The 10,354-nt window shown below is 62.1% G+C and carries 10 protein-coding genes and 2 pseudogenes; 2 read left to right on the top strand and 10 right to left on the bottom strand.

Annotated elements, in window-relative coordinates; translation table 11 throughout:
* Positions 1 to 382: hypothetical protein (locus VSX60_RS21080; protein WP_327626215.1), on the top strand; the 382-nt coding region annotated here is incomplete at its 5' end.
* Between the two features lie 22 nt (positions 383 to 404).
* Here the strand turns inward: VSX60_RS21080 and VSX60_RS21075 are convergent.
* From VSX60_RS21075 to VSX60_RS21055, 5 genes and pseudogenes are all read right to left on the bottom strand, one after another.
* The gene (locus tag VSX60_RS21075; protein WP_327626216.1) at positions 405 to 1,055 is read right to left on the bottom strand and encodes a plasmid pRiA4b ORF-3 family protein; all 651 of its coding nucleotides are present in this window, start codon (positions 1,053 to 1,055) and stop codon (positions 405 to 407) included.
* A gap of 9 nt (positions 1,056 to 1,064) precedes the next feature.
* Positions 1,065 to 1,847 carry an IS21-like element helper ATPase IstB gene (gene istB, locus VSX60_RS21070; RefSeq protein ID WP_327626214.1) on the bottom strand — a complete coding sequence of 261 codons (783 nt, stop codon included), beginning with the start codon at positions 1,845 to 1,847 and terminating at the stop codon, positions 1,065 to 1,067.
* Positions 1,828 to 3,177 (bottom strand): IS21 family transposase, encoded by a 1,350-nt coding sequence (gene istA, locus VSX60_RS21065; RefSeq protein ID WP_327626213.1) that lies wholly within the window; start codon positions 3,175 to 3,177, stop codon positions 1,828 to 1,830. The genes istB and istA overlap by 20 nt, the downstream gene beginning before the upstream one ends.
* A 42-nt stretch (positions 3,178 to 3,219) precedes the next feature.
* On the bottom strand, positions 3,220 to 4,419 hold the full coding sequence (locus VSX60_RS21060; RefSeq protein ID WP_327626212.1) for an IS256 family transposase: 1,200 nt from the start codon (positions 4,417 to 4,419) through the stop codon (positions 3,220 to 3,222).
* Between the two features lie 63 nt (positions 4,420 to 4,482).
* A pseudogene (locus tag VSX60_RS21055) lies at positions 4,483 to 4,749 on the bottom strand (IS110 family transposase); the annotation flags it as partial.
* A 173-nt stretch (positions 4,750 to 4,922) separates the two neighbouring features.
* Here VSX60_RS21055 and VSX60_RS21050 point away from each other — a divergent pair.
* Positions 4,923 to 5,072: a hypothetical protein gene (locus tag VSX60_RS21050; protein ID WP_327626210.1), complete on the top strand. Its 150-nt coding sequence runs from the start codon at positions 4,923 to 4,925 to the stop codon at positions 5,070 to 5,072.
* An 18-nt stretch (positions 5,073 to 5,090) separates the two neighbouring features.
* Here VSX60_RS21050 and wecB read toward each other — a convergent pair whose 3' ends face one another.
* The 5 genes and pseudogenes from wecB to VSX60_RS21025 all read right to left on the bottom strand — a co-directional run bounded on the left by wecB (position 5,091) and on the right by VSX60_RS21025 (position 10,191).
* A complete protein-coding gene (gene wecB / locus VSX60_RS21045; RefSeq protein WP_327626209.1) occupies positions 5,091 to 6,230 on the bottom strand; it encodes a non-hydrolyzing UDP-N-acetylglucosamine 2-epimerase in 1,140 nt (379 codons plus the stop codon).
* Positions 6,223 to 7,233: a polysaccharide biosynthesis protein gene (locus tag VSX60_RS21040; protein WP_327626208.1), complete on the bottom strand. Its 1,011-nt coding sequence runs from the start codon at positions 7,231 to 7,233 to the stop codon at positions 6,223 to 6,225. Before VSX60_RS21040 ends, wecB begins: the two co-directional genes overlap by 8 nt.
* A gap of 29 nt (positions 7,234 to 7,262) precedes the next feature.
* The gene (locus VSX60_RS21035) at positions 7,263 to 8,174 is read right to left on the bottom strand and encodes a dTDP-4-dehydrorhamnose reductase family protein (RefSeq protein ID WP_327626207.1); all 912 of its coding nucleotides are present in this window, start codon (positions 8,172 to 8,174) and stop codon (positions 7,263 to 7,265) included.
* A complete protein-coding gene (locus VSX60_RS21030; RefSeq protein ID WP_327626206.1) occupies positions 8,116 to 9,408 on the bottom strand; it encodes a glycosyltransferase family 4 protein in 1,293 nt (430 codons plus the stop codon). Before VSX60_RS21030 ends, VSX60_RS21035 begins: the two co-directional genes overlap by 59 nt.
* Before the next feature lie 25 nt (positions 9,409 to 9,433).
* Positions 9,434 to 10,191: pseudogene (locus VSX60_RS21025) on the bottom strand (IS5 family transposase).
* Between the last annotated feature and the right edge of the window lie 163 nt (positions 10,192 to 10,354).

The raw sequence follows: 10,354 nt of genomic DNA, 5'->3' as shown, positions 1-10,354 counted from the left end.
CCACGAGCAGCTTAATGCGGGTTACTTCCGGGAGGAGCCGGGTGCGGGAAAGCCGCATGCCCGGATCTGTGAGGGCGAAGCCGAATGGATTAGCTACTCGACCATTCCCGAGTTCGTTCGGGCAGACGGTTTCGAAATCAATGCCCTATTCCTGTTTCACGGGGCTCTTGTTGCCGGGTCTTCATCCGATGCTTTCTCGTTCAACCCAACGACGGGTGTGCTGAGGCGTGTGGGCGCGCCCGAGGATTACATTTTCGCGGCGCTGCTTGGCCTGCGGCCGCGAACTGATACGATGGAAGTCCAGCGAGACGGCGCACCTTACAATCTCCAATACGGTGAGATGATAGACGCGTGTGCAACGACAATTTCGGTGTCCGCCTGACGACAACCGAGATGGCCGGTTGTCAGGTCTGGTTTCGGAACCGGTAGCTGCCTTTTGAGCGGCGGATGGCGCGGGCGATTGCCTTGTTGTTGTCGTCGAGATCGAAGCGCTCGGGATCGAACTTGCGGCCGACCCAGCGGCGCATATCCGTGTGCTGATCATTAAGAGGGTCACGCCATGCTTCGAGGAAGTCGGCGTAGCCGGACGGGCCGCCGACGTCTTCGGGCGGTCCGGCACGGTGACCGTCGATGCAGTGCGGATACTTGACGCCGGCCTCGCGCGGCCCGGCGGTCAGCTCGAGCACATGGATCCAGCTATCGCCGAAGTCGTATTCGTAGGAGATGCGGATCGGCGCGTCGTGGCGGTAGCTGAAGTCGGCGAGGCGCACGTCGCTGGCCTCGAAGATGCGGCGGTCGGACCAGCCGTCGCTGTCGAACTCGGGGGCGCCATAGGTCAGCCCGCCGATGTCAAACTGGTGAAGATGGCTGTCGGTCCAGCCGAACGTCGCCTGCAGCACCTCATGGAGTTGGGCGAGGTTGAGATCTAGGGGCAGCTCAAGGCTGCGACGGATGACGGGATGAACATCGACAATATGGACATCGGCGCGGACGATGAGGGCATCGGGTTCAAGCATGTCGGAGACTATGCCGCGAGGGACCGCGGCGACAAGCATCAACGACAATTATGCGGCGATCCCTGCGGCGGCGGCAGCAGTACGCCGACGGTAGCTCTCGGCGTTGAACTCAAGGATGGTGGCGTGATGGACGAGGCGGTCGATGGCGGCGACAGTCATGGCGGCATCGGGAAAGATCCGGTTCCATTCGGAGAATGGCTGGTTGCAGGTGACGATGAGCGAGCGGCGCTCGTAGCGTTCGGCGATGAGCTCGAACAGGACGCTGGTCTCGGCCTGGTCCTTGCTGGCGTAGCCGAGGTCGTCGAGGATGAGGCAGTCGAACCGATCGAGCCGGGAGAGCATGGCGGGGAGCGCCAGATCGCGCCGGGCGGCCTGAAGCTTCTGGACAAGATCGGTGGTGCGGGTGAACAGGACGCGTCGGCCGCCTTCGACGAGGGCGTGGCCGATTGCGGCGGCGGCATGGCTCTTGCCGGTTCCGGATGGGCCAAAGCACAGGATGTTGGCGCCCTGCTCGAGCCAGGCGTCACCGTTGCCGAGCGCGGTGAGATGGGCTTTGCGGATGGTCGGCACGGCGGCAAACTCGAAGCTGGCAAAAGTCTTGCCGCGCGGCAGGCCTGCCTCGGCGAGGTGGCGCGCAATGCGGCGGGCATCGCGATCGGCAAGCTCATGATCGCAAAGCGCGGCGAGATAGCGGGCAGCCCCCCAGCCTTCGCGATCAGCGCGGTCGGCGAAGCCCTGCCAGTGGCGGCCGATGCTTGGCAGCCGCAGGGTCGAGAGCATGACCGGCAGGCGCGCGGCGTCAACTGTGTGGTCAGGCGGAGACTGTGACATCGGCGTTCTCCTGATGCTGGTAGAGGCTGTCGTAGACCGACAGGTCGGGCTGCCGGATGGTGATCTGGGGTAGCGTGCTCGGTGGTGGTGCAACCGCGGCGCGGGCTGTCTCGATGTCGGGCAAGCCACCTGCCGCGAGGACCGCATCGAGATGAGCGGCAAGCGCTGCTTCGCAGGCGTGGGTGGCAGCCAGATGGAGCAGTCCGACATAGACCCGACAGGCACGGCGGAACACCTCGCGCGGGAACATGCCCTCGCGAAGCACCGAGCGGCGGAACGCCTGCGGCTTGCGGACGAGGGAGCCGATGATGTGGCGATAATCGACGACGTGTGCGGGTCCCTGGGCGCTGCGCCGGCGGCGCGTCAGCGTCAGCACTGCGGTGCTGCCCAGAAAGCAGACAAGCCTGCCATCGTAGATATGAACCTTGAGCCGCGAGCCGATCAGGCGCGACGGCACGGTGTAGAGGACGTCACGCACGGCGATAGTCGACGTTCGGGTGACAGTGACGGTGGCGAGGCTGAAGTCCGTCGTCCGGAACTTCGGCAACGGCTTCATCCGGGCGAGTTCGAGCGCGACCTCGGCACGGCGACGCGCGTTCCGGCAGGCGACATGTTCGGCGATGAAGGCCTGATAGGCGGCGACATCGGCAAAATCGCGCGAGCCACGGAGCCCCAGAGCCTCGCGCAGTGACCGCTTGAGATGGCCATGGGCAGCTTCGACCGAACCGTTCTCATGGCTGACGCCGGCGTTGTTGCGGGTCGGCTCGATCCCGTAATGGTCGCAGAAGGCCTGGTAGCCGGTCGCCGCGTCGTCGTACGGCGCGAGGTTGCGATAGGCGGCCGAAAGCCGGTCGGTGCGGTTGGTCGAGGGCGCGCCGCCGAGCTGCCAAAGCGCCTCCTGCATGCCCTCGGTCAAAGCGGTGAAGCTCTCGCCGCCCTCGATCACCTTGACGTGCTGCCAGCCCGAAAAAGCCAGCCAGAAGTGGAACAGCAGATGATCAAATGGCACGCTGGCGATGGTCACCTCGAACGCTGCCGGTTCGGTGAAATCGCACAAAGACTGGTGCCCCGGGGGATGGTCCTGACGAAAGATGATCTCGCGTTCCGGCCCCTCGGTTGCCCGCCAGTGCGCGATGCGGCGCTGGAGTGTGCGCAGGTGCCGCTCATCCAGTCGGCCGGGATGGTCGCGACCGATCTCCTCCATCACCGTCGTGGCGCGGAGCAGCGGAACCTGGCGGAGCATCGGCATGATGATCTCGTCCCACAGGCCCGCCAGAGGATCGGAGCGCGTCCGCCCACGCGGCTTGCGGCGCTGGCTCGGAAGCCCCACCGCGGGACTGTCAGGAATTCTGTGCGTGAGGCCGTTTCGTCATCAGAGCACGAAGCGCTCGCCGAAGACGACGGCGAATTGCGTCTTGGCCTCGATCCACTCGCGGGGCGGGCGTTTCCATTCCGCTGCCGCCTGGTTGAGAACGAGGTATAGCAGCTTCATCGCCGCGTCGTCATTGGGGAAGTGGCCTCGGGTGCGAACAGCCCGTCGCAGCTTTGAGTTCAGCGCCTCTATCTGGTTCGTGGTGTAGATGATCCGGCGCACGCTTTCGGGATAGGCGAAGAAGGGTACCACATTGGCCCAGTTGCGCCGCCAGCTCTGGGTGATCGCGGGATATCGCAGCCCCCAGGGGCCGGTTTCGAAGGCCTCCAACGCGGCCATGCCGGCCTTTTCGTCCGCCGCCCGGTAGATTGCCCGCAGCGCCGGAACGACGGACTTTCGATCCTTCCAGGAGACGAACTCCAGGGAGTGGCGGATCAGATGGACGATGCAGGTCTGGACAACCGTTTCCGGGAAGACGGCGTTGATCGCCTCGGGAAAACCCTTCAGGCCGTCGACGACGGCGATCAGGATGTCGCCAACGCCGCGGGTCTTCAACTCGTTCATGACGCGGAGCCAGAATTTGGCGCCCTCCGTCTGCTCGATCCAGATGCCCAGAATCTCCTTGCTGCCGTCCGGCAAGATGCCGAGGGCGATATAGACGGCCTTGTTGCGCACAAAGCCCTCGTCGCGGATCTTCACCCGGATCGCGTCGAGGAAAACCAGGGGGTAGCAGGCGTCGAGCGGACGGTTCTGCCATTCGGCGACCTCTTCCAGGACGGCGTCGGTAACGGCCGAGATCAGATCCGGCGAGACGTCAATGCCATAAAGCTCCTCCAGGTGGCCGCGGATCTCGCGGACCGTCATGCCGCGGGCATACATCGACACGATCTTGGCGTCGAAATCGGGAAAGCGCCGCTGATACTTGGCGATCAGCTTCGGATCGAAGGTGCCAGCCCGGTCGCGGGGAATGGCCAGGTTGATCTTCGACGTGCCCGTCAGCACCGACTTCCGCGAATGCCCGTTGCGGCGGTTCGCCCTCTCGCCGGCCCGCTCCTCTTCCAGATGTTCGTCCAGTTCGGCGTTCAGAATACGCTCCGACAGCGCCTTCTTCAGATCGTCCAGTAACCCGTCACGGGCGAAAATCTCCTGCGGATCGCGGCCCGCCAGAAGTTGGTCCAAAAGCTCTTTCTCAATGGCCATGCAAGGGTCCTTTCCGTTTCCATCATCATGACCTCACGCACAGAATTCCTGACAGTCCCAGCCGTTCTTATGCCTTTTGACGAACGGCTTGACGTAGATCGGCGGAACCAGTCGCACTTCGTGGCCGCTGCGCTGAGCGACGCGTCCCCAATAGTGACTCGTCGCACAAGCCTCCATCGCTACAATGCAAGGTGGCTCCATCTCCAACAACTTCATCAGCTTCGCCCGAGACAGTGCGCGGTTAAACAGAACCGCCCCGCCCCGATCCGTGCCGCAAACCTGGAAGCTTCGTTTGGCGAGGTCGATCGCCAGGACATGCACGTCTGACATGGGGTCCTCCTTCGAAAGCGCCACCAAGGCGCTGCGCCGGCATCTTACGATGCCGCCCAGGAGGGGGCATCCACCCCATCAGTTCAGAGCGCGATATGGTGGACAACTATTCCACGCTGTATGCGATCCGAGCGCCGGGTGTCGAGGCCGGCTTGGATTCGCGGAGGGTGTCCGTGCAACGGTTGACGGCCGAATATTTCGGAGCGGTCGAACGCCAGCCGGACGGTGGAACCGTCGCGATCGATTCGACCGAACCGGATCGGGTCGTGGTGCGGGCGATGCCTGATCTGCCTGGTGCGGAGAAAACTGAGATTGGTCGCTGAGTTCCCGCCTCGCGGTCTTCACGCTCCCGGCCGTGCCGCTTTCCTCCATACCCGCCGGTCGACGAAATCGGTGTAGCTGAGGACGATCCTCAACAGTTTGTCGGAGACGTTCGCCGGCTGGTAATCGAGGGGCACGCGCAGGAGCCGCTCCGCGCCGCGCGGTTGCGCTTGCAGGATTGCGAGGCCGTCGAGAACGCGTTGAAGATCGAGGCCGACCAGCATGACCGAGGTCTCCTCGAATCCTTCGGGCCGCTCGTGGACTTCGCGCAGATTGAGAGCCGGGAAGTTCAGGATCGCGCTCTCCTCGGTGATCGTGCCGCTGTCCGAAAGGACGGCCCGGGCCGAGCTCTGCAGCTTGACATAATCGAGGAAACCGAAGGGTTTTTCGAACCGCACCTTGGGATGGCAAGCGGCGCCGAGGGCGTCCATGCGCTTTCTCGTGCGCGGATGGGTCGAGACGATGACAGGCTCGTCGTGGCGCTCGGCGAGACCGTTGAGGATTTCGAGCAGCTTGCTCAACCGCTCCGGCACATCGACGTTTTCCTCGCGATGAGCGCTGACGACGAAATATCGTCCCGCGGTCAGGCCGAGATCGGCGACGACGTTCGATTCGTCGATACCAATTCGGTAATGCTCCAGCACCTCGCGCATCGGACTTCCGGTGACGATCACCTGGTCGGGCGCAAGGCCCTCGCGCAGCAGGTAATCGCGGGCGATCTGGCTGTAGGTCAGATTGATGTCGGCCGTATGGTCGACGATCCGGCGATTGATCTCCTCAGGGACACGAAAATCAAAGCACCGATTGCCGGCTTCCATATGGAAGATCGGCACCTTGCGCCGCTTGGCGGCGATCGCCGCCAGACAGCTGTTCGTATCGCCCAGAATCAGCAGAGCGTCGGGGCGATGGGTTTCGAGCGCACGGTCGGCCGCGATGATAACTTTGCCGATCGTTTCCGCGCCGGTTGCTCCGGCCGCCTCCAGAAAAGCGTCGGGCGCGCGGATGCCGAGGTCGGAAAAGAAAATCTCGTTCAACTCGTAATCGTAGTTCTGGCCGGTATGGATGAGGACGTGGTCGAAATGGGCGTCGAACTTTTCGATGACCCGGGACAGCCGGATGATCTCGGGCCGCGTCCCGACGATCGTCATGACCTTAAGCACGGACAGCCTCTTTGATGATGTCGAGTTGCAGCAGCACGTCCTTGACCTGCGCCACGTCGAGGCGGCGGGTGTTGTGGGAGGTGTAATCCTCGAGTTCCGACACCTCGCGTTCTCCCTCGACAAAGTACTTGTCATAGTTCAGATCGCGGGAATCGGCCGGAATTCGATAATACTCTCCAAGGTCGTCGGCCCGGACCATTTCCTCTCGGGACACCAACGATTCGTAGAGTTTTTCGCCGTGACGCGTTCCGATGATCTTGACCGGGTTTTCGCGTCCCAGCAATTCGCGCATCGCCTCGGCCAGATCGCCGACCGTCGACGCGGGCGCCTTCTGGACGAAAATATCGCCCGGCTGGGCATGCTCGAACGCGTAGAGTACCAGGTCAACCGATTCGTCGAGCGACATCAGGAAGCGGGTCATATTGGGATCGGTCAGCGTCAGTGGCCTGTCCCGCCGCAGCTGGTCCAGGAACAGCGGGATGACCGAACCGCGCGACGCCATGACGTTGCCGTAACGGGTGGCGCAGACTACGGTCCGGCTGGAGTCGCTCAGCCGGGACTTCGCCACCATCACCTTCTCCATCAACGCCTTGGAAAGGCCCATGGCGTTGACGGGATAGACCGCTTTGTCGGTGCTGAGCACCACACAGCGCTTTACCCCATGGCTGATAGCGGCGCGGAGCACGTTTTCCGCCCCCAATACGTTGGTCTTGATCGCCTCCATCGGATAGAACTCGCAGGACGGCACCTGCTTGAGGGCGGCCGCGTGGAAGATGTAGTCGGCCCCGCGGACCGCGTCATCGACCGAATGGTAGTCGCGCACGTCGCCAATATAGAATTTCAGGCGATCGTCGCCCAGCGCCAGGCGCATATCCTCCTGCTTCTTTTCGTCACGACTGAAGATGCGAATCTCGGCGAAGTCAGTCTTGAGGAAGCGACTGAGCACGGCATTTCCGAACGAGCCGGTGCCGCCGGTGATGAGAAGCGTCTTGTTGGAAAACATAAGATTTCCGTCTCGCGAGAAGTGATCGATTAGCCGAAGTCGCGCATGGCGCGAACGAGTTCTCGCCAATCGGGAGGCCGATAGCCGGTCTCATGACGAAATCGGGCGGAATTGAGCGAGCGGTCGATCGCAAGCTTCCCGTCGGGCAGTATCTCGATGTCCTTGCCATACACCTCCGCCACGATCCCAAGCAGGTCGTATTTGCTGATCGGCTCCGCGGAGACATGGTAAAGGCCCCTCAGTTCCGGGCGGGGCAAGACGAAATCACGGATGACCCGAGCGAGCTCGATCGTGGGCAGTCCGGAGAAGATCGCCCGGGTAAATCCCTTGATGCTACCCTCCTGCGCCAGAAACCAGTCGACAAGCCCATGCGCGCTGCCCAGTTCGCACCCTATGATCGAAGTCCGCAGCGTGACGGCGTTTTCGTAATCGACCTCGCCGAGCAGTTTGCTCCGCCCGTAGAGATCATCCGCGTTGGGTCGATCGCTTTCGCTATAGTCGCCGTCCGCGCCGTCGAACACGCAGTCGGTGCTCACATGCACGAGGCGGGCGCCAGCGACACGACAGAGCCGAGCCAGTCTGTGTGGCAGGATGGCGTTGATCGGAAGTGCGGCCAAAGAGTCGTTCGCCTCGGCCAATTGCTTGACCAAGCCAACGCAGTTGATCACCACGTCTGGATTGACGTCCGCAAACAGCGTGATCAACGCGTCATCATTCTCGACGTCGACATTGCTTATGAGACTCGGCCGAAGATTTTCGGGGAACCTGTGATGCAAGGCTCTCGATCGGGTGGACCCGAACACGGCGGTCGCAGGCGATTCGGCGAACAGGCGAAACACGGCATTGCCGAGCATGCCGGATGCGCCAAGTACTAGCACCCTCTCAACTGTGTCTTGTTTCGTCATTCGCGTCCCGAAGATATTTGCCGGAAGCCGCGTCACCTTTGCGTCCATCCAGCGCTTCACGAAAATGCTGCACCAGCGCCAGCGCCAGCTTATCGGGTGCAAGGTATCGATCGAAATAGGCTCTGCCGGCTTGCGCCATTGCCGCGCGCCGATCCTCAGGCATTTGCTTCAGCGCGATGATGGCGGACGCGAGTGCCTTAGCGTCTTCAGCAGGAACCGTCAAACCCGCTCCTGCTTCGCGGATAACATCGGCCCCCTCGCCATCAAGACATGCGATGACGGGTCGTGCGGCGGCAAGATAGCTGGGAATTTTACTCGGAATTGTCCGACTTAAATTGTCGGCGCGGTTGAGCGTAACCAACAGTGCCGATGCTTGCGCGAAAATCCCAGGCATCGCCTCGGCGGGGAAGCGCCCGGCCAGTTCGACGTTTCTCAAGCCTCGTCGCGTCACTTCGGAGCGCAGCCAGTTGGACCGGCTGCCCGTTCCCACCAGCACAATTCGGATGTTTGGATCAGAAATCTGTTCGGCGCTGTCGAGGATCGTGTCCAGTGCCTGGACGGAACCGAGATTTCCGGCGAAAACCACGTTGAAGCCCGGCTGAAGCTCAAGCGTCGAACCGGTATTCCCCCCGCCTTGAACTAGGGTCAAATCACCGGGATTGGGGTGATACACGACCGGCACATCGCTGCCTGCCAGACCGCGGATCTCGGCGACGAAGCCGCGCGATTGGGCGAGCAGCAGATCCGCTCGCCGGTAAATGAATCGGGTAAGCGCCGCCACGGCAGAGAGTATCTTCCGGTTTTTGACGAAGCCCGTAGCCTCCAGACTGTCCGGCCATAAATCCTGCACCCAGATCACCAGAGCGGCGCCCTTTATCTTCCTGAAGACCCAGCCTGCCAATCCCTGCAGGATTGGTGAGATGGCATAGACAAACACGACGTCATAGGGCCTGGATCGCGTCAGGTATGGTCCGATGATTGCGGCAGACGCGACGAAGGAAACGTAGTTTGCGACGCGCCGCATCCCTCCTCCCTTGCCGCGTGGCACGACCGGAACACGATGGATAAGATAGCCGTCCGGATGAGTCTGCGTCCCTGCCCCAAAGGCCGTATAGCCTTCGAAAATCCTACCGCCGGGATAATTCGGCTGTCCAGAGAGCACGTCCACTTCGCAGCCGCAGGCGCGGAGTGACTCCACCACTTCGCTGATTCTGAACGTTTCCGGCCAGAAATGTTGGCTCACTACCAAGACCCGCAATTTATTCTCCATATCGAAGCCTTACTAGGACGCGGACTCATTTGGAAGCGATCCAGATGCGGACTGCGACGAGCTTGAGAGCGGCGAGATAATTGTCGGCTCGTCGGTCGTTTCGGGTGGCGAGGCCGCGCATGTGTTTGATGCGATTGAAGAACCGTTCGACGCGGTTGCGCTGGCGATAGACCCAGCGGCTGAAGGCGAAGGTCTCCTTGCGATTGGCTTTGGGCGGGATGTTGGCCCAGGCTCGGCGCTCCGTGGCGAACTGGCGGATGGCGTTGGTGTCGTAAGCGCGATCGGCCAGAAGCGTCGCGCCGGGCCGAAGGTCACGCAGAAGCTTCTCGGCCATTGGCGCGTCGGCGGCCTGGCCTGCCGTCAGTTCCATTCGAACCGGCCTGCCTTCGGCATCGACGAGGGCGTGGATCTTGGTAGTCAGGCCGCCGCGAGAACGTCCCATGCAAGGATCGGTAGAGCCCCCTTTTTTGCGTTGGCACCATGCTGGTGAACGCGAACGCAGGAACTATCGATCATCACGATGTCACCGTCGTAACTCTCTGAAACTGTTTCAAGAAGGCGATCCCAGACCACGGCTTTGCGCCAGCGCGAAAAGCGATTGTAGAGCGTCGTGCGGGGGCCATATCGCTCGGGGACGTCCCGCCAGGACGAGCCGGTTCGAAACCGCCAAAGGATGCCGTTGATCACCCGGCGATCGTCAACCCGCTCCACCCCGCGGCTGTTCCGCGGAAGAAGCGGCTCGATGATCGCCCATTCCTCGTCGCTCAATTCGTGACGGCGCATACCAATCTTCTTTCCAGGAGATTGAATCAGATCAAGACGATCAGATGAACCCGTTTATGGGGACGCGTCCTAGACCACATGTTCGCCTGAGATAGGGGCGACCCGTCTCCTATGCATGAGGCTCGGCGTCGGAGCATCCGACGCAACCCTCGACATCCTGCAT

Origin of the sequence: Aurantimonas sp. A3-2-R12, from assembly GCF_036016755.1 — a bacterium.
GTDB classification, from domain to species: domain Bacteria; phylum Pseudomonadota; class Alphaproteobacteria; order Rhizobiales; family Rhizobiaceae; genus Aurantimonas; species Aurantimonas coralicida_A.
This window is presented reverse-complemented; position numbering and strand designations above follow the sequence as displayed.